Genomic DNA, 19526 nt, shown 5'->3' on the forward strand with positions numbered 1-19526 from the left:
AGATATATTTTCTCTACAATCATAATACATTATGGGGTCATTTTTTTGTTCTATTTTATACTTTCATGTATGTTTTTTATGCTTTCTGTCACAAGTTTTTTAAAGTCTTTTGAAACTCTATCTGCCGTCTCCTGCACCTCTTTGTGGCTTAGCTTTTTCACACTCATTCCACTTGCGAGATTAGATATGCATGAAATTCCACATATCATCATCCCCATATGATTTGCCGCTACCGCCTCGCATGCGGTGCTCATTCCGACAGCATCGGCCCCAAGTGCCCTGCACATCTTTATTTCTGCCGGGCTCTCGTATGCCGGTCCCGTAAACTGAAGGTAAGTTCCCTCTTTAATATCAATGTCAAGCAGTGCCGCCGTCTTTTTTATTATCTGTCTTAACTTTATGTCGTATATCTCACTCATATCAGGAAATCTTGCACCGAGTTCGTCAATATTTTCCCCAATTAGAGGTGACGGAACAAAACTTGATATTTGGTCTTTTATCAGCATAAAATCTCCGGGTCTGAAGTCATAATTTACACCGCCGCTCGCATTCGTGAGGAACAAAACTTCTGCACCCATAAATTTCATGAGCCTTATCGGAAGCACCACATCAGACATATCATATCCTTCATAGTAATGTACACGCCCCTGCATGCAAACAACAGGTACATCTCCCACATAACCGAAAATGTATTTTCCCTGATGTCCGGGAACAGTTGATACCGGAAAACCTTCTATATCATGATAGTCAAGTTCACAAACCACATCTATTCCCTGTGCATAATCGCCGAGACCCGATCCAAGAACAAGCGCTATCTCCGGCTTAAAATCGACCTTGTTTTTAAAACACTCGTAACATTTTTTCAATTTATCATAAATTTCTTTTGACTCTTTTCCCATACCTGAACCTCCTTTAAGTTTATTATCCTGCAATTCCTTTTCCAAGTTTGCCTGTATAAAGCTGATAATACTTTCCTTCTTCTTTTATAAGCTCATCATGAGTTCCTCGCTCAATTATCCTTCCCTGTTCAAGAACCATGATGCAATCACTGTTTCTGACTGTCGAAAGTCTGTGGGCAATAACAAACGTTGTTCTTCCTTTCATAAGACTGTCCATTCCCTGCTGTACAAGTTTTTCTGTTCTTGTATCTATAGAACTTGTAGCCTCATCAAGTATAAGTGCCGGTGGGTCGGCAACTGCTGCCCTGGCGATTGCAAGAAGCTGTCTCTGTCCCTGGCTTAAGTTTGCTCCGTCACCTGTAAGCATTGTATCATATCCGTCAGGAAGTCTTGTTATAAAGCTGTGTGCATTTGCAAGTTTTGCTGCCTTTATGATTTCCTCATCCGTGGCATCAAGCTTACCGTACTGGATGTTCTCCCTTACTGTTCCCGTAAAGAGATGTGTGTCCTGTAAAACGATACCGAGTGAACGTCGCAAGTCATTTTTCTTTATCTTATTTACATTGATACCGTCATATCTTATCTTTCCATCCTGAATATCATAAAATCTGTTTATAAGATTTGTAATAGTAGTTTTTCCTGCTCCTGTCGCTCCGACAAAAGCTATCTTCTGCCCCGGCTTTGCATACAAAACTATATCATGAAGTATCATCTTGTCATCATTGTATCCAAAATCAACGTGGTCAAATACTATATCGCCTCTCATATGTGCATAAGTCGTTGTTCCATCATCCTTATGGAAATGTTTCCATGCCCACATTCCGGTGTGTTCCTCAGTCTCGGTTATATCTCCATTGGCATCTTCTTTTGCGTTGACAAGTTCAACATATCCGTCATCAACCTCAGGTTTTTCATCGAGAATCTTGAAAATTCTGTCGGCACCTGCAAGTGCCATTACAATTGAGTTAAACTGCTGGCTCATCTGGTTTACAGGCATTGAAAATGATTTATTGAATGTAAGGAAACTTACAAGAGCTCCTATGGTAAATCCGCCTACACCGTTTAATGCAAGTATACCACCTACCATTGCACAAAGAACATAACTGATATTTCCAAGCTGAGCATTTATAGGCATAAGTATATTGGCAAATTTGTTTGCATTGTTTGCACTGTCAAACAACTGATCATTCAATTTGTCAAAACCTTCCTTGCTTTCTTCTTCGTGGCAAAATACCTTGACAACCTTCTGACCTTCCATCATCTCTTCAACATAACCGTTTAACTTACCTATATCTCTCTGCTGTGCCATAAAGTAAGAACCGCTTAATCCTCCGAGTTTCTTTGTCACTACCAACGTAACTCCGACCATTGCAATTGTAAGTACGGTAAGAGGCACATTGAGTATAAGCATATAGATAAAGACGCTGACTACAGTTATTGCACTTGATATTGCCTGTGGAATACTCTGGCTTATCATCTGTCGAAGCGTATCTATATCGTTTGTATAAAGTGACATAATATCTCCATGTGCGTGCGTATCAAAATATTTAATAGGAAGTGTCTCCATTTTATTAAACATTTCTATTCTAAGTCGTTTAAGTGTACCCTGTGTTACATATATCATAAGTCTGTTGTATAAAAATACTCCTACAACACCTGCTGCATAAAATGCCCCAACTTCTGTTATTTTGGCAAAAAGTTTAGAAAAATCAGGGTTGGAACTCTGTGACAAAGGTAATATATATTTATCAATAAGTGTCTGAGTAAACATTGTTCCCTGATTTGTGGCAAATACGCTTACCACTATTCCAATAACCACAATAATACAGTGAAGCCAGTAATATTTAAATATGTATTTCATCAATCTGACAAAAAGTTTACCGGGATTTTCTATCTTCATTCCGGGTTTCATCCCTTTAGGTCCCGATCCCTTTGGTCCTCTAGCCATAAAAACTTATCCTCCTATATTTATTTTTCATCGAAATCTGCATTACCGTTTACCTGAGATTCATATACTTCTTTATAAATCTCATTGCTTTCAAGAAGTTCATCCGATGTTCCGAATCCATTTACGCATCCGTCTTCCATAACGATTATCTTGTCACAGTCCTTTATGCTTGATACTCTCTGTGCAATGATAATCTTTGTTGTACCGGGTATTTCCTCGGCAAATGCTTTTCTTATCTTTGCATCTGTGGCTGTATCTACGGCACTTGTCGAATCATCAAGAATAAGCACCTTAGGCTTCTTTATAAGCGCCCTTGCAATACAAAGTCTCTGTTTCTGTCCGCCTGATACGTTATTTCCACCCTGTTCAATATATGTATTGTATCCATCCGGCATCCTATCAATAAATTCGTCTGCGCAGGCAAGTTTACATGCTTTTATACATTCCTCATCTGTTGCATTTTTGTCACCCCAGCGAAGATTTTCAAATATTGTTCCGCTAAACAGAACATTTTTCTGCAATACAACTGAAACTTCATCTCTAAGAGTCTCAATATCATACTCTCTTACATCGACACCACCGATTTTTACACTTCCATCCGTGACATCATAAAGACGGCTCAATAGATTTACAAGACTTGACTTAGCACTTCCTGTTCCTCCTATCACACCTATTGTCTGTCCTGATTTTATCTCAAGATTTATATCTTTCAATACAGGAGTTTTGGCATCTTTTTTGTAACTGAAGTTTACATTTTCAAATGAAATATCACCGTTTTTAATTTCCATAACAGGATTCTCAGGATTTGTTATGTCAGGCTTTTCATTTATCACTTCACATATACGCTCTGCACTTGATACACTCATTGTTATCATTACAAATACCATTGAAAGCATCATAAGACTCATAAGAATATTCATACAATAAGCAAGAAGTGTCGAGAGCTTACCAATGTCCATGCTGCCGCCTACAATAAGCTTTGCACCTACCCAGCTTATAATAAGTATGCAGCTGTAAACCGTCAGATTCATAAGAGGCATATTGTAAGCAACCGTTTTTTCTGCATTGATAAACATCTTATATACATTTTCACTTGCCTTAGCAAACTTTTTCTGTTCAAAACTCTCTCTTGAATAAGCCTTTACTACTCTTATGGCATTTACATTTTCCTGAACACTTTCATTCAATTTATCGTATTTCTTGAACACCTGATCAAAATATTTCATTGCTATCTTTATGATAAGTGCAAGAAAACATCCGAGTATAATAACTGCAATAAGATAAATTGAGGCAACCCTTGCATTTACATAAAATGACATTGCCATGGCACAGATAAGACTTGCAGGTGCTCTCATGCACATACGAAGTATCATCTGATACGCATTCTGAACATTTGTCACATCCGTTGTAAGTCTTGTTACAAGCCCTGATGTACTAAACTTATCAATATTTGAGAAACTGAAAGTCTGTATATTATCATACATTGCCTTTCTTAAGTTTCTCGCAAATCCTGTCGATGCACTTGCACCGTATTTTCCACCCATTGCGCCTGCCCAAAGGCTTATAAACGCTGTTAATACCATGAGTGCGCCCATAAGGTAAATATGTCTAAGATTACCTTTTTGTACGCCACCACTAATTATTGAACCCATTATCAACGGAATTATTGTTTCCATGATAACTTCCAAAATCATAAATACAGGAGTAAGAATCGAATCTTTTTTAAATTCTTTAACCTGTGCGCCCAATGTTTTAAGCATTTTTGTCCTCCTTATAATTTATTAATTAAGAACACGAAACCGTTACTGCACAGCAGCTGAAATTTTCAATGTTCTAATCCACTCTCTTATGGCATCATCCCATCCCCTGTCAAGTGTTTTATCCATCGTAAATTCTTTGTGAGTGATACCCGTAACCATCGTAAGCTCACCTTTTTCAAATTTTATCTGAAGATACATATCAGGCATTTCACTTAAATACCTCGAAAGCACACCGCTGTTTTCAAGAATTTTTTCTGCACATTTACGGCTTGCTTTAAGGGATATCTTCATATACTCCGGTGTCTTTTTTCCTTTTATGTAATCAAACAAAAAATCTCTTGCCTCACTCCAATACAGAAGTGGCTGCAATTGATTTTCTTTTTCGTCATCATCATACCAATTTAAATTTCTTTTTCCATTTATTTCAAATGCGGCAAATGTTACCACTTTTGAATGTTCCAGTAAAAACTCATCAAATGTCTCTTTTAACAACAGATGAGCCATCGTAATTTTTATATCATTTATTTTTAAACTTAACATAAAATTTCAACTTTCCGTAAATACTATTCACACGACAACAAATACAGATTTCAATACAAGCGTTTTCTGTATGTTGTCTTTATATATATGTAACTGTCAAACAACTTTGCATAACATCAGCTTGACATCGCTGTTCAGGCGGTATGCAAATAATATGAACTCTATTTTGCGCATTTTGCAGAGTTCATATTATCAGCAATAAAAATGCGCAGAAACGAGGCCAAAATGAAAAAAAATGCTGAAATGATGAGAGAAGTTGCTTCACTTTGCAGCAAATACTGCAGCTGTGATGACTGCGGATGCGGTTCAAAAAACTCTTCAGCATCCACTGCATCCTGTCAGACTTGTACACATTACGATGAAAAAAATGTATGCGATATCGATCTTTATGAAGAAATCGTCACTAATCATCAGTTGTAATACTGCCATTTTTTAATGTTGGAAGGCAAAAGGTATTTTGCCACAACCGACGCCACGGATTGCTTCATTTTTAAAGTGTGCTTTACTTTTACAGATAAAGCACACTTTTTTTTATCGTTTATATTTTATTGTTGCTGCTTATTTTGCTGCCATTACGCAAGCATGTATAAATCAAAATACATTTTATCTTCCGACAAATACAGCTATACTTCTTGGCTGCATGAGATACTCTCTATATGTACCTCTCTCCTGTTTAGCCTTTTTTCTTCTTTTCCTTTTTGCCGGCACATCCAAAAATTCACCGACAGATGTATCTACTACAGGATACCATTTTCTTCCTATAGCAGGATTTGGAAGTTCAAATACTTTTTTCTCCCAAAACATATTGAAAACTATGTATATATCATCGTCCTCATTCTCACCGTATTTCCCGCCAAGAAGCACTCCAAGCATACGGCTGTAATTTGAGAAATCTGCTCTCCATGCCTGTGTACCGTGAATAGATATATCGGGTATACCTACACCCTTTGTGTCTAGCATTGTAAACGGCTCTTTTGCGTGAAGTATACAATGTTCTCTTCTAAATGCTATAAGCTTTTTTACAAAATCCAAAATATCCTGCTCAGATTTAGTGTGATTCCAATTGAGCCATGTAATATTGTCATCATGACAATACGCATTGTTGTTGCCAAGCTGGGAATTTCCAAATTCATCTCCGGCAAGAATCATAGGCGTTCCCTGACTGCATAAAAGCATCATAAACGCATTTCTTATCTGGTTCATTCTGCTGCGCATAATGGCTCTTTTTCTTGTTTTTCCCTCTACACCGCAGTTCCAGCTGTAATTAAACTCTGTTCCGTCTCTGTTTCCCTCACCATTTGTTTCATTATGTTTTATATCGTATGAAACAAGATCCATAAGAGTAAAACCATTTACATGCGTTATAAAGTTGATAATGGAGTATACAGATGAATTTCTCTTAAATCTTTCTGCAAATGTCTGAACCATTCCCTCATCACTTTTTAGGAAACGTCTTGCATCATTCATAAATCCTTCATTGTACTCGGCAAGAGAATCATTATTTAGTGCTCCCGTATCACGCAACATATTTTCATCCCAATAAGATGTCATAAGCTTTACGCCCGAAATAATAGGGTCAGATACAAGCGATATTGAAGGCATAACTTCCTGATTAATCCTAAAACCGTCTATATGGTAATTTATAACCCAATGCCTCAAACAGTCAGTCATAAGGCATAAGTTTGTCCCGGGCATAAAATATATATCCATAAGCACTTCAATGCCTGCAAGATGCATCTTTTTGACAAACTCCTTAAACTCTCTGTCTGAATGTTCTGCCTCTGATGCATAAGAAGATTTTGGAGCCAGATAATATGTATTTTTTGTTCCATAACCCCAATAGTTTAACTTATGCTTTGTCTCATGTTCTTTGTCTTTCTCTTTTTCAAAAGGTGTATATTCATCATAACAAAGCTCATCAAACTCATAACACGGTAAAAGCATGACTGCATTTATCCCAAGTTCTTTTAAATATGGTATCTTCTCCGCAATTCCCAAATACATCCCCTTATTTTTGACTTTTGAAGAAGAATGTTTTGTAAAACCTCTCACATGAAGCTGGTACATTATCACTTCGCTAAAATGTCTTCCCGGCATTACATCATCCTGCCATTCAAATTCTTCAAGACATATTCCGGCACGCAGAAAATCAGAACCTTTGCGCTTTCCCCATTTCTCACGGCCATGTATAATCTGTGCATACGGATCTACAAATTCCTGACCGTCTGCCTCATACATATATTCATATTCTTCTGACAATACGGCTGCTATATCACAGTTATCATAACCTCTTATGCCGGTGATTGTCAGAAAATAAACGCTTCCTTTTTTATATTCATCTTTCAAAGGAATAACTGCTGCCGGAAGTTTTCTTCCTATACGATAAAGTTTCAGCGCACACACTTTTTTGTCCGGCAGATAAACTGCAAACTGCACTCCCTTGACTACTTTTGTCACTCCCAGTGTAAGTGTGTCTCCGGGCTGAACATTAAACAACTCCTTTGACATCTTCATTTTCTCCATTCAATTTGTAATGTTTTTATTTTACTACAAAATTTAGCTATCTGCAAAACATTATTTGTTAAATATTTGTGTTCATCATATTAACAATCAATAAACTATTAAAACATTTTTTCCCTACACCCTTGCAAATTAGCCATTTTTCTGTAAAATAGAAAGAGTTGTATAGTTAATGATTTAAGAAAGGAAACATTTAAATGATACAAGCCAGCAATATAACACTGCGCCTTGGAAAAAAGGCACTTTTTGAAGATGTAAACATTAAATTTACAGAGGGAAACTGCTATGGTCTTATCGGTGCAAACGGTGCCGGAAAGTCAACATTTTTAAAAATCCTCACAGGTGAAATTGAACCAAGTAAAGGTGAAGTTATTATAACACCGGGTCAAAGGCTTTCATTCTTAAAACAGGACCACTTCAAATACAATGAATTTGTTGTTCTTGATACAGTCATTATGGGTAATGAACGTCTTTACCAGATAATGAAAGAAAAAGATGAGATATATGCTAAAGAAGATTTTTCTGAGGAGGATGGAATCAAAGCCGGAAAACTTGAAGAAGAATTTGCAAATATGGACGGCTGGAATGCTGAATCCGATGCCGCAACACTCTTAAACGGTCTCGGACTTCCTACTGACATTCACTATAAAAAAATGAGTGAACTTCCTGACAGTGATAAAGTCAAGGTTTTACTTGCCCAGGCACTTTTTGGAAATCCTGATATTCTTCTGCTTGATGAGCCTACAAACCATTTGGATCTTGATGCCATCGACTGGCTCGAGGAATTCCTTATAAACTTCGACAATACTGTTATTGTTGTTTCACATGACCGTTACTTCCTCAACAAAGTCTGCACACATATTGCTGATATAGATTATGCTAAAATCCAGCTTTATGCCGGCAACTATGACTTTTGGTACGAGTCAAGCCAGTTAATGATTAAACAGATGAAAGAAGCCAACAAAAAGAAAGAAGAAAAAATTAAAGAACTTCAAAACTTCATTCAGAGATTTAGTGCAAACGCTTCTAAATCAAAACAGGCTACATCCCGTAAACACGCACTTGAAAAAATCCAGCTTGACGAAATGAAACCTTCAAGCCGTAAATATCCATACATTGATTTCAGACCTGACAGGGAAATCGGTAATGAAGTCCTTACTGTTGAACATATATCAAAAACCATAGACGGAGTTAAAGTTCTTGATGACATTTCATTCGTAATAAACAGAGAAGATAAAGTTGCGTTTGTCGGAAGCAACACTATCGCTGCAACTACTCTTTTCCAAATACTTACAGGCGAAATGGAACCCGACGAGGGTACATTTAAATGGGGCGTAACAACAAGCTTTTCTTACTTCCCTAAAGATAATACAGAGCTTTTTGACAGAGACGAAACTATCGTTGACTGGCTTATGCCTTTCTCTCCTGAAAAAGATCCTACTTATGTAAGAGGTTTCCTCGGACGTATGCTCTTTCCTGGTGAAGACGGTGTAAAGAAAGTCAATGTACTTTCCGGAGGAGAGAGAGTTCGTGTTATGCTCTCAAAAATGATGATTCTTGGTTCAAATGTTCTTGTAATTGATGAACCTACAGCTCACCTTGACATGGAATCAATCACTGCACTCAACAACGGACTTATAAAATTCCCTGGTGTTATCCTCTTTACTTCACAGGATCACCAGTTTATACAGACTATCGCAAACCGTATTATGGAGATAACTCCCGGCGGACTTATCGATAAGCTCACAACATATGATGAGTATCTCGAAAGTGATGAAATGGCAAGAAAGAGACAGATTTTATCTGTACAGAGCGATGATGAAGATTAATTTCTTCTTATCCGTTAAACCAAAAACAGAGAGTTTCCTTTTAACTCTCTGTTTTTTATGTTTATTTTTAGGTTTACATGAAATAACTATTCTTTGTAGAGAATATTTTCAATAATGAAGCGTGGTCTTTCCTTCACTTCCATATATATTTTTCCGATATATTCACCAATAATTCCAAGTGACAAAAGAATAAGTCCGCCTATTCCCCATAACGATATAACTATTGTAGTCCAGCCCTGAACAGTATGACCCAAAGCCCACACTACAAGAAAATATATGAGCATAACAATACTAACCGTAAATACTAATGTACCTAATGTTGTTATCATTCTTATAGGTTTGACACTGCATGATGTTATTCCGTCTATCGCAAAAGAAAGCATCTTCTTTAAAGGATACTTTGACTCTCCCGCAAATCTTTCGTGTCTCTCATAGTATACGACATCTGTCTCATATCCAATCATAGGAACTATTCCTCTGAGGAAAAGATTAACTTCCTTATACTTCGCAAGTCCCTCTAACGCTCTTTTGCTCATAAGACGATAATCTGCATGATCCTGCAATGTATCGGCACCCATAAACTTCATAAGCTTATAAAATGCATGTGCAGTGCTTCTCTTAAATACTGTATCTGTAGCTCTTGTGGAACGAACTCCATAAACGACATCCTTACCCTCATTAAACTTGTCGATAAACTGTTCAATAACTCCAACGTCATCCTGCAAATCGGCATCGAGTGAGATAGCCGCATCCGCATAATCCTTTGCAGTCATAAGACCGGCAAGCAGTGCATTCTGATGCCCTTTATTATGAGCAAGGTTTATACCTGTGAATATTGGATCAGATTCATGCAAGTCCATTATCATATTCCATGTATTGTCCTTAGAACCATCATTTACAAAAGCAATCTTACTTTTATCGCTTATTTTCCCACTTTTTACTAATCCGGTCATAATACTTTTAAGCTGTTTTGATGTTTCAGGCAGAACTTCCTGCTCATTATAGCACGGAATTACAAGCCATATTATTTTTTTCATATTGTCAATTCCCTATCCTTATTTACTTTATTATTTTCTAAATTACATCATTGATTACTTAAACATACCGCCAAGCACCTGATTTACGAGCTTTCCGTCTGCTTTCCCCTTAACTTTCGGCATGAGGACTTTCATAATTTTTCCCTTATCTTTTGCCGTAGGTTCAGTAATTTCAAGTTCTGCCAGAACACTCTCAATCACAGTCTTAATCTCTGCCTCGTCCATCATCTTTGGTGCATATTCCTCTAATACCTTGATTGTATAATTGCACTCTTCAATAACGTCTGTTCTGTCAGCAGGTGTCATCTCCAAAGTTTCTTTAGTCTGCTTGATAAGCTTTAATATAATTTGGTCACCTTCTGCATCTGTTATCTCTTCTCTTTTATCTATCTGAAAATTTTTCAGTGCCGTAAGAAGGCTTGATAATACCGCTTTTCTTTCTTTATCTCTTGCTTTCATTGCAGCCATCATTTCGCCTCTTATAAAATCTACTTTATTCATTGTATATTCCTCCTATAATTTTTTTCATAAAAGCAAAAATCGCAGAACAATCCAATGAAAATTCTACGACCTTTAAACTGGGCTACAAGGATTCGAACCTTGAAATGCTGGAGTCAGAGTCCAGTGCCTTACCGTTTGGCGATAGCCCACTATATTTAATTGTGCCAGTTTTTCACTGAACTTATATATCAAATATTGATATAATATCTGATAAACTGGGCTACAAGGATTCGAACCTTGAAATGCTGGAGTCAGAGTCCAGTGCCTTACCGTTTGGCGATAGCCCATCATTTTTTTGCTCTCTCGCTGAGCACTTGCTTAGTATATAACATCTTCTTTTAAAATGCAAGTGTTTTTTTAAATTTTTTTCAAAAAATTTTAATATGCACTAAAAAAGTATCTGATACTTCTTTTTTCTCGTATCAGATACTTTTCAATCTATCGTCGCGTCGTACGGCTCCGCCCTCATAAAACTTGCCGTCTTCCATAATCCAAACTCTAAAGTGATACTAAAGATAAGTGCAACTGCTTTGTAAGTTCCTCAAATAATATAAGTAACGCATCAACAACAGTATGACAAAGCTCTATAATATATTCACAATCACGCTTCACTCCGCTTTGCATACGCATATAAATCTGATGCATTCTTTGAACAAAACTAAGAATTGCTTCAGGTGTATGAACCGATTCACTCAATCTTCCTCTTTCTACTTCCGGCTTTCTTACATATTTGCGAAGTTCTTTTTTAAGTTCTTCTTCATAGATACAATGATCTTTTAAATTTCCGGGGAAATTCTGATTGTGTGGAAAGGTAAAGTAATCAGCAACATAATGTGTAATCACTCCTAAATGTCTGCATGTATAACTATCAAGACCTCTAATCGGGTCAAAATGTGATACCAGTTTACTGATTTCTTTCTCAAGTACATCAAAGGAATCCTCAATAGTATGTTTCCTTACTAAAAATGAAGGAATACAATCCGGTAATATACTTCCAATATAGAATGCTCCTTTATGATGTTTAACTGACTCCATACCTTCATTGTTCATCAAGTACCACGCCAATGAAATATGGGATTTCTTTCGCATATCATCCTCCTCACTGTGACATATACACGATTGACATCGCTGTCTTAATTTGTAACTACATTGTATAACACCTTTGTAATTTTTGCAATAGTTTTCTGACAATTTTTCTGAACTTTTTATATAAGTTCCACAATTTTCCATAATTATATAAACTCATTCAAAATCGCGTTTGACTTGACAACAGCATAATATAACGTTAAAATATTGAGTGTTTATACATATAAAATAATTTATTGATTGGAGTTGATTTATTTGGATTCAAGTGACGCCTCGAAACTATTGATTTTATTTATACTGTTGTTGTTTTCTGCATTCTTTTCTTCTGCGGAAACATGTCTTACAACCGTAAACAAAATGCGTTTAAAATCTATGGCAGATGAAGGCAACAAAAAAGCTGCATTAGTTTTAAAGCTAATCAGCAACCAGACAAAGATGCTTAGTTCCATTTTAATAGGAAATAACATCGTCAATCTTTCGGCATCTTCTCTTGCTACAACTTTTGCCATAAACCTGGCAAAAAAATCCGGTTTTTCAAATGCTACGAGCCTGATTACCGGTGCAGCTACAGGTATAATCACCATACTTGTTATTATTTTTGGAGAAATTCTTCCCAAATCAATAGCGACTATGAATGCAGACAAAATGTCACTTATTTATTCTAAACCAATTTATACGCTTACAGTTATATTAGGACCATTTGCTTATATATTTGATAAATTTTCCAAGCTGCTCTTAAAGATTTTTCATATTGATATTACAAAGCAGCCGGCAATTACAGAAAACGAACTTAGGACTATTGTTGATGTAAGCCATAAAGAGGGAGTTATCGAAAGCGAAGAACGCCAAATGATTACAAATGTTGTTGATTTTGGTGATTCTCTTGCAAAAGATGTGATGGTTCCCAAAATGGATGTAGAATTTGTTGAGCTTAGTCTGACATATGATGAGCTTATCGAAAGCTACTCAAAAGAAAAATTTACACGTATGCCTGTTTATGACGACAGCAGGGATAATGTAGTTGGAATTATAAACCTCAAGGATATCTTCTTTTATCAGGGGGACAAAAAGGATTTCAAGATTTCTGACGTAATGCGTGAAGCATATTTTACCTATGAATATAAAAAAATCTCTGAACTTTTCTTTGAAATGAAAGAAGCATCCATTCCTATGGCAATAGTCCTGGATGAATATGGCTCTACATCCGGCATACTTACAATAGAGGATCTGATAGAAGAAATTGTAGGTGAGATAAGGGACGAATACGATGCCAACGAAGAAGATGATATCACCAAAACTGATGACGGTGATTACATTCTTTTAGGTGTCGCTAAACTTGATGACATTGATGAGGAACTCGGAATTAAAATCGAATCTGAAGACTATGATTCCATCGCAGGACACATTATAAATCTTTTGGATCATTTTCCTGATGCCGGCGAAACTGTTTCGGATGATTATGCTGAATATACGGTTCTTGAAGCCGCCAAAAATCATATTGATAAAGTAAAACTTCATCTTCTCCAAAAACCTGAAGATGATGATGATATAAATGATAACGATAAAGAAGCACATGCTATATAGGCTGTGCTTCTTTTTTCACAATATATGAACTCAAATTCTTTGATAATACCATCTGAATTCAAATCTCAGGATATATTCTGGGGTCTGCAATCCTCAAACAGGCATTTTTCTATATTCTGACCAACCTGCCTGTCAACGGCACCTCCACCACTCTCAGCTATGCATCTCTTAAAATTGCAACGTCTCACAAGTCCGCTTCTGCCATACATCAACACTCCTGCACCTGACTTGCCTCTGCAGTTGACAAATACACATTTCTCTATTTCACCGCCTTGTGTATATATTGCACCATCCTGACAGAAATTAAAGATACATTCTTTTATCTGCGGACGATACGCATTAAACACTGCTCTTCCTCCATTCATGTTTCTAAACATGGAATTTTTTAATATTATCTTTGTACCCTTGACATTTATACCGCCTGTCTTAAGTGCTCCGTCAAACTCACTGTTTAATATCTCACATTGTTTTGCATTTTCAAGATAAAGCATGTCTGATTCCTGAAGATAATTGCAGATAATTCTTGCATTTTTCATTTTTATACTGCCCGCACATCTTATAGGATAATTGAGATACAGTGACGCATTTAAAATATTCAAAGCTCCTTTTGTCTCTACATAAACAGGACAGTCAATTATCGTAGATTTGTTCAAAAACATTTCATCGGAAACTTTCATTTCACCACGCTTTGAAATAACCTGAACAAACTCTGCCCCCGTAGGATGACATGCAACATACTCAAAGCCACTGTTTTCCTCTGTAGCAATCCCCGAGTAAAATACTGCCGCACCATATTCAGCTACATTGCAGTTGGTAAAGTGGCATTTATTTAACTTTATGCTGTCAGTCGCAAATACCGCACCGCCACGTCTTGCTTCACAATCCGTAAACCTGCAGTCTCTTATACTGCCGTCACCTCCGCGTGCCATAACTGCACCTCCGTCTTCCGGAGAATAACAGCGGCTGAAGCTGCATCTTTCTATATCAAGTCTTTTTCCCCAGAAACGTATCGCAGCACCTCTTGTGGTATGGTATATATTAGAATCTTTAACACTAACTTCTCCTGCTTCGGCTCTGATAAACATTCCGTAATTTCTGCAGTCTGCCTCACATTTTTCCACAATCACCCTGCTGTAATCATCCTTAACATTTATGCATGCCCTGTGACTGTCACTTTTTCTTATAAATTTACTGTTTATAATTTCAAGTGTGCCGCCGTCAAGCAGTATATTTCCATAAATTCGGACAAGTGCATGATCAAACACAAGCTTTGTTCCCCTTGCAAGAACAATGTCATCATATATTTGACACCTGTCTGTTATTCTTACTTCCTTCTTTTCGTTTATCTCTCTCTGTGTACACTCAACTGATTCATAAATCTGAAGTGCAAAATACTTAAGATCAATAAGTTCAATTTTAGGATATAAATTCTTTATTATCTTGGCAAGTTCAAAGCATTCTTTCACATTATCTTCAAAAGCACATACAATGTATTTTTTTACCAATTCGTAAATATTCTCTGAAACACCGAGTTTCAGTGCAAATTTTAATGCAAATTCATTCTCCTCAGGAGATATAAAATTATCTGCCATTGCCACATTCACTAAATCCATCAGGAAAATTATCTTTTCCTCACCTGTCTTTAAATTGTCTAAAATATATTCAACGACAGTTTCATGTTCATTCAGATTTCTAAGCGCCCATGCTATATCCCCTGCGTTCATTTTAAGGCCATACTTCATAAGGCGTTCCAGCTCAAAATTGTTCAATGGCCTAATATTTCTGTTGAGTTTTGCCTGCATGGTAACTGCCGATGTGTACATAACTTTAAATTCTGTGCTGTATGAACAAAACGGGTGCTCCGGCGTAAGAAATATCTTCCGCCTGCAATTAAACTTGGTTAATATATCTAATATCATCAGCCGTCCCCCTTTTTTCAATTCGCTGAATTTCAAAGTCATCATCATAAACATTAAATATCTGGTTTTCATTTGGATTGCATTCCCTGCATATGCAGTTTTTAATAAACTGTCCAAACTTTTGATACTTAAAATATATTGCTGCTCCGAGATATTTTGCATTACATTCGTCAAACACGCAATCCTCACATTCCACATTGCCGATAGATTCGGAATACAAAGCAGCTCCATACTCGGCGATACATTTTATAAACTCACAATTTTTTATCTCTACCCTTGCTCTGTTATATAATGATACCGCCCCACAATCACAATTGATAAAACGACATCTCGTTATAACTGCCGACCTGCCATAAAACGACACCGACCTGTTGCCCGCAGCATTGCTTACTATCGTATCTGTCAATATAAGACGTCCCGATGTCTGCTTCATAACTCCGCTAAACTGACCGCAGTCGATAAATGAATCTGAAATCTGCACTATCGCTGCATTGTCAATCTGCATAAAATACTCATAATCGTTTTTTAAAACTCTTACTCTTGTATTATATAGTCTTATTCTTCCTCCATTTACCTTTATCCGGCCATATATTTTCAGGATGCCGCCGCTCATTAAAAGCGAACCTCCACGTTCAACTTCTATGTCTCCATTTACGGTAACAGGTTTGTCTATCACAAATGTCTTTCCCGCTTTTACGACAATATCTCCATATTCTTCTTCCAATATAAATTCCGGGAAAAAATATGTAAGTATCGAATACCTGATTTCATATCCTTTTTTTCTGAATGCAGTGTACATTTCTGTCGCTCTGTCAACATCTTTTTTTGATGAGCAGTCACTAAATCCCTCAAAAAACTTTCTCTCTATATCAGAAAATCTAAATATCTGCTGATAATAGTCAAGTATCTTCTCACAATAGTCCTGTGACCACAGTGTCAACTGATACATTTTATATAAATCAAGTATAAAACAATACTGTACTTCTTTTTCTTTTAATTTATCAATACATTCTGTCAATCTGAAATCAAAATAATTATTTATGTCTATTATTACCTGTTCCATGTTTTTCTTTGAAATACACAGCTTATCAAGTATTTCGTCAAAATAATTCTGAAGTTCCATCATAGCTTTCATGTTGCCAAGTGCCATGACGCCAAGACCAAAAACATATAAATATCTGAAAGAATCCTCATATCGTATCATTGGATGATTTATTCTCTCCAACTCACTCTGACGTTTCTTTAAATGATTTAAAAACTCAAAATTCCCCCCGTTTTCCATAGCAATCCTCCTTGTAAAGCAGATTGAACATATATTTTATATATTCCGCCTGCCTTCGCCATTTATTCATGCATGGCTTTATTCACAGAACTTTCTAACGCTCCTAAACTCTATGCCTCTACAAATATTATAACATACTTTCAGGGTTATTTATATGAATTTATTTTTTGTCTTGAATACTCAGGTCTCATCCCAAATTCGCTAATACCGCTCTTGCATATATCATCTATATATATCTGTCTTTGCTGTCTCTCCTTTTTCTTTTTCACCTCACTTATCATATTCAGTACAATATTTGCACTCTTTTTACACTGTCTCATAAAGTATTCATTTTCCATTCTCACAGGACCTGTAAAATTATAATTCAAAAAATATTGTAATTTTCCATATTCAAGTGCTTCACTAAATTCTGAATTATACGGTATCACGCCTATTTTGTTTCTTGGAATATTAAACTCATAGCATATCTTTTTCCTGTTCCATCTTTTCTCCGGCTGATATTTTCCTACAATATATACCGCTTTTTCTCTAAGGGATGTGTAGTTCTCAAAAAAATCATATATATTTTTAGAATTTTGAGACAGGTTCACCACGACAATATCTGCATCATATAAAATCTGTTTTGTACTAAGATTCTGATTTGATTCAGTATCAATAAACACATAATCTCCGGCTTTTTCCAGCATTTCAAATAATTCGTTGTGAACAAGACTGAAATCGTAATTAAATACCTCTTTATTAAAAACCATTCCTGATGGTAATAAAAACATATTTGATAACAATAGATTTATTGTTGAGCTCTTAATTATCTCCTCATGTGTTTCCCCAATAAATATCCTCTTTAGTATATACTCCAACCCATACTTTACATAATATCCACCTGTTTCCCTTAAAAAATCTATTTTATCCTTCTGAATCAGAACTTTTTCAAGTCCTCTTTCCTTGTTAAAATGATTTTCAAGTAAAATCTCCCTCTTCATGCCTGCGTTTTTTAAAGAAATTATCGATGTAATGCATGCCATATTTGATGTGACACACATATTGTTCCCACCGTTGCTCCAAAAAGCTATTTTCATTCATCTTCTCCAATCGTTTTATTTCTCTACCCATCATTTTTACCCTCTCTATTTCATTTTTTTCAATTTAACTCCCGTATTTGTAATCATAAATATTTTTCTCCTACATGTAAAGCTTTTTATGACATATTTTAGACACACTTATATCTTTCTCTGTTATTCACAAATTTTTACATCTTTTTTCTACAAAACAAAAAAAATGTCACTCTCACAGCGACACTTTTCTCGTATTCCAAGACACTCTATTTTATTTTTCGTCATTATGCTAATTTTTCTAAGACTTTTTTGTGCATTATGCCTGCACTTATCTTTCCATGTATGGCTGCCTTATATACCCAATGTACAGATTGAACAATATCCAGACTAAAATCATTGTCTTCAGACTGTGCCATGCTAAACAAAATAACCCTGTTCATAATAATTTCTCCTGTTATCTGGTACAATCTTTCACTTAAACTTTGATTGTTATTCTCGTATCCGGCTGTTAATAATCGGTACAAACTGTAATTTTTCTCAAATTTTATCAGTCTTTTTTCATATTCATGAATAAACTTATCATATTTTTTACTAAATGAATTTTCATCCATCTGCGATTCATAAATATCCAAGCTTCCGTCTATATATATGCAGTCATTACATTTTATAATCATATCTACGGCAATATCCGCAAAATCATAAAATAATTCACATAATTTGTCACTTTTTTTTGAATATTTTTCCCTGATTTTTGTAAATAATTCATTTAATTTTTTAACTTCATATGATAATTCCGGAATTTCATCAAATGCTATAGTATGCATTTTTTTGTCATCTGACATCTCATACCAGATATTACTGTAGTCATATTTACAGAGATAGTTTATTACAACAGGACATGAGGCAGCCATTGAAAGCAGCATAATATTCTCTCTTTTAAATGATAACCTTGGATATTTGCGGCATGTGTTGCAAAGTGTTTTCTCATCAGAATTTCTCTGTATTCTGCACAATCCGTCACTATCAAGCATCGCACAATCACCGTTGTTTTTATTTTTAAATGAACATACGCCGTTATTTTCTACGATATTCGATAATATATCTTCCCTCAATGTGGAATTTTCCATATTCTTAAATCTCTTGTATGCTTCTTTATCTACAACGATTTTCCAGCCGCTACAGCATGTTGCCATACAATCTCCTGCTATGCATTTAAAATCTTTATATGCTCCAAATACATATACTTTCATTAGAACATCAGCTCCGATTTATCTTTTAGAAGTCTTGCTCCCTTTGCTATAAATAATACTCCGGTTGTAATTCCTGATATTATAAGCAATATCCCCATAACAAGATTAAATGAACCTACGGATTTCATTGTTTTATATACTTTTTCTCCCATACAAACCTCCATCTCAATCCTATTTATAATTATTGTAATATTATATTGTAATAACAATCCTATAATTTATTTTTAAATCAGTAAATACACCGATAAAAAATCGATGTATTTACAATTGTTGTTAACATTTATATCTTTAGTGCAAGCCGCAATAAAAGTTAATCCAT

The 19526-nt window shown here is 35.8% G+C and carries 16 protein-coding genes and 2 tRNA genes; 3 read left to right on the top strand and 15 right to left on the bottom strand.

Annotated elements, in window-relative coordinates:
- Positions 1-50 precede the first annotated feature (50 nt).
- From ACZLXV_RS04695 to ACZLXV_RS04710, 4 genes are read right to left on the bottom strand one after another with little or no spacing between them, the layout of a single operon-like run.
- Positions 51-899 carry a purine-nucleoside phosphorylase gene (locus ACZLXV_RS04695; protein ID WP_367334695.1) on the bottom strand — a complete coding sequence of 283 codons (849 nt, stop codon included), beginning with the start codon at positions 897-899 and terminating at the stop codon, positions 51-53.
- Positions 900-921: 22 nt separating this feature from the next.
- Entirely contained in the window at positions 922-2847 is a 1926-nt protein-coding gene (locus ACZLXV_RS04700; protein ID WP_482382652.1) for an ABC transporter ATP-binding protein, read from the bottom strand.
- 20 nt (positions 2848-2867) lie between these two features.
- Entirely contained in the window at positions 2868-4607 is a 1740-nt protein-coding gene (locus ACZLXV_RS04705) for an ABC transporter ATP-binding protein (protein WP_482382653.1), read from the bottom strand.
- A 42-nt stretch (positions 4608-4649) separates the two neighbouring features.
- Positions 4650-5147 carry a DUF5721 family protein gene (locus ACZLXV_RS04710; RefSeq protein WP_022224407.1) on the bottom strand — a complete coding sequence of 166 codons (498 nt, stop codon included), beginning with the start codon at positions 5145-5147 and terminating at the stop codon, positions 4650-4652.
- 225 nt (positions 5148-5372) lie between these two features.
- On the opposite strand from ACZLXV_RS04710, the gene ACZLXV_RS04715 reads away from it, so the two are divergent.
- On the top strand, positions 5373-5567 hold the full coding sequence (locus ACZLXV_RS04715) for a hypothetical protein (RefSeq protein ID WP_022224406.1): 195 nt from the start codon (positions 5373-5375) through the stop codon (positions 5565-5567).
- A gap of 183 nt (positions 5568-5750) precedes the next feature.
- On the opposite strand, the gene ACZLXV_RS04720 is transcribed toward ACZLXV_RS04715, so the two are convergent.
- Positions 5751-7655 (bottom strand): hypothetical protein, encoded by a 1905-nt coding sequence (locus ACZLXV_RS04720; protein ID WP_482382654.1) that lies wholly within the window; start codon positions 7653-7655, stop codon positions 5751-5753.
- Positions 7656-7864: 209 nt separating this feature from the next.
- On the opposite strand from ACZLXV_RS04720, the gene ACZLXV_RS04725 reads away from it, so the two are divergent.
- Positions 7865-9496 carry an ABC-F family ATP-binding cassette domain-containing protein gene (locus ACZLXV_RS04725; protein WP_022224404.1) on the top strand — a complete coding sequence of 544 codons (1632 nt, stop codon included), beginning with the start codon at positions 7865-7867 and terminating at the stop codon, positions 9494-9496.
- 86 nt (positions 9497-9582) lie between these two features.
- Here the strand turns inward: ACZLXV_RS04725 and ACZLXV_RS04730 are convergent, their stop codons facing one another.
- From ACZLXV_RS04730 to ACZLXV_RS04750, 5 genes are all read right to left on the bottom strand, one after another.
- Entirely contained in the window at positions 9583-10533 is a 951-nt protein-coding gene (locus tag ACZLXV_RS04730) for a glycosyltransferase family 2 protein (RefSeq protein WP_482382655.1), read from the bottom strand.
- A gap of 54 nt (positions 10534-10587) precedes the next feature.
- Complete coding sequence (locus tag ACZLXV_RS04735) at positions 10588-11034, bottom strand: GatB/YqeY domain-containing protein (RefSeq protein WP_367334700.1); 447 nt, start codon at positions 11032-11034, stop codon at positions 10588-10590.
- A gap of 77 nt (positions 11035-11111) precedes the next feature.
- A tRNA-Gln gene (locus tag ACZLXV_RS04740) sits at positions 11112-11183 on the bottom strand.
- A 66-nt stretch (positions 11184-11249) separates the two neighbouring features.
- A tRNA-Gln gene (locus ACZLXV_RS04745) sits at positions 11250-11321 on the bottom strand.
- Between the two features lie 211 nt (positions 11322-11532).
- On the bottom strand, positions 11533-12123 hold the full coding sequence (locus tag ACZLXV_RS04750) for a zinc dependent phospholipase C family protein (protein WP_482382656.1): 591 nt from the start codon (positions 12121-12123) through the stop codon (positions 11533-11535).
- A gap of 252 nt (positions 12124-12375) precedes the next feature.
- Between ACZLXV_RS04750 and ACZLXV_RS04755 the strand changes: the two genes are divergently transcribed.
- Entirely contained in the window at positions 12376-13704 is a 1329-nt protein-coding gene (locus tag ACZLXV_RS04755; RefSeq protein ID WP_482382657.1) for a hemolysin family protein, read from the top strand.
- Between the two features lie 65 nt (positions 13705-13769).
- Here ACZLXV_RS04755 and ACZLXV_RS04760 read toward each other — a convergent pair whose 3' ends face one another.
- The 5 genes from ACZLXV_RS04760 to ACZLXV_RS04780 all read right to left on the bottom strand — a co-directional run bounded on the left by ACZLXV_RS04760 (position 13770) and on the right by ACZLXV_RS04780 (position 19359).
- Positions 13770-15623: a right-handed parallel beta-helix repeat-containing protein gene (locus tag ACZLXV_RS04760; protein ID WP_482382658.1), complete on the bottom strand. Its 1854-nt coding sequence runs from the start codon at positions 15621-15623 to the stop codon at positions 13770-13772.
- Positions 15595-16905, bottom strand: a complete 1311-nt coding sequence (locus ACZLXV_RS04765) for a right-handed parallel beta-helix repeat-containing protein (protein ID WP_482382659.1) — start codon at positions 16903-16905, stop codon at positions 15595-15597. The genes ACZLXV_RS04760 and ACZLXV_RS04765 overlap by 29 nt, the downstream gene beginning before the upstream one ends.
- A 146-nt stretch (positions 16906-17051) precedes the next feature.
- Positions 17052-17981 (bottom strand): hypothetical protein, encoded by a 930-nt coding sequence (locus tag ACZLXV_RS04770; protein WP_482382660.1) that lies wholly within the window; start codon positions 17979-17981, stop codon positions 17052-17054.
- Positions 17982-18241: 260 nt separating this feature from the next.
- A complete protein-coding gene (gene fliB / locus ACZLXV_RS04775) occupies positions 18242-19207 on the bottom strand; it encodes a flagellin lysine-N-methylase (protein WP_482382661.1) in 966 nt (321 codons plus the stop codon).
- Positions 19207-19359 (bottom strand): hypothetical protein, encoded by a 153-nt coding sequence (locus ACZLXV_RS04780; RefSeq protein ID WP_022224395.1) that lies wholly within the window; start codon positions 19357-19359, stop codon positions 19207-19209. Before ACZLXV_RS04780 ends, fliB begins: the two co-directional genes overlap by 1 nt.
- Positions 19360-19526: the final 167 nt, after the last annotated feature.

The organism is Butyribacter sp. (genome assembly GCF_056818865.1).

Excerpts from the sequence above, each read along its gene's own strand:
- ACZLXV_RS04695 (WP_367334695.1), bottom strand. The coding sequence starts at position 899 with ATGGGAAAAGAGTCAAAAGAAATTTATGATAAATTGAAAAAATGTTAC.
- ACZLXV_RS04700 (WP_482382652.1), bottom strand. The coding sequence starts at position 2,847 with ATGGCTAGAGGACCAAAGGGATCGGGACCTAAAGGGATGAAACCCGGA.
- ACZLXV_RS04705 (WP_482382653.1), bottom strand. The coding sequence starts at position 4,607 with ATGCTTAAAACATTGGGCGCACAGGTTAAAGAATTTAAAAAAGATTCG.
- ACZLXV_RS04710 (WP_022224407.1), bottom strand. The coding sequence starts at position 5,147 with ATGTTAAGTTTAAAAATAAATGATATAAAAATTACGATGGCTCATCTG.
- ACZLXV_RS04715 (WP_022224406.1), top strand. The coding sequence starts at position 5,373 with ATGAAAAAAAATGCTGAAATGATGAGAGAAGTTGCTTCACTTTGCAGC.
- ACZLXV_RS04720 (WP_482382654.1), bottom strand. The coding sequence starts at position 7,655 with ATGTCAAAGGAGTTGTTTAATGTTCAGCCCGGAGACACACTTACACTG.
- ACZLXV_RS04725 (WP_022224404.1), top strand. The coding sequence starts at position 7,865 with ATGATACAAGCCAGCAATATAACACTGCGCCTTGGAAAAAAGGCACTT.
- ACZLXV_RS04730 (WP_482382655.1), bottom strand. The coding sequence starts at position 10,533 with ATGAAAAAAATAATATGGCTTGTAATTCCGTGCTATAATGAGCAGGAA.
- ACZLXV_RS04735 (WP_367334700.1), bottom strand. The coding sequence starts at position 11,034 with ATGAATAAAGTAGATTTTATAAGAGGCGAAATGATGGCTGCAATGAAA.
- ACZLXV_RS04750 (WP_482382656.1), bottom strand. The coding sequence starts at position 12,123 with ATGCGAAAGAAATCCCATATTTCATTGGCGTGGTACTTGATGAACAAT.
- ACZLXV_RS04760 (WP_482382658.1), bottom strand. The coding sequence starts at position 15,623 with ATGATATTAGATATATTAACCAAGTTTAATTGCAGGCGGAAGATATTT.
- ACZLXV_RS04765 (WP_482382659.1), bottom strand. The coding sequence starts at position 16,905 with ATGGAAAACGGGGGGAATTTTGAGTTTTTAAATCATTTAAAGAAACGT.
- ACZLXV_RS04770 (WP_482382660.1), bottom strand. The coding sequence starts at position 17,981 with ATGAAAATAGCTTTTTGGAGCAACGGTGGGAACAATATGTGTGTCACA.
- fliB (WP_482382661.1), bottom strand. The coding sequence starts at position 19,207 with ATGAAAGTATATGTATTTGGAGCATATAAAGATTTTAAATGCATAGCA.
- ACZLXV_RS04780 (WP_022224395.1), bottom strand. The coding sequence starts at position 19,359 with ATGGGAGAAAAAGTATATAAAACAATGAAATCCGTAGGTTCATTTAAT.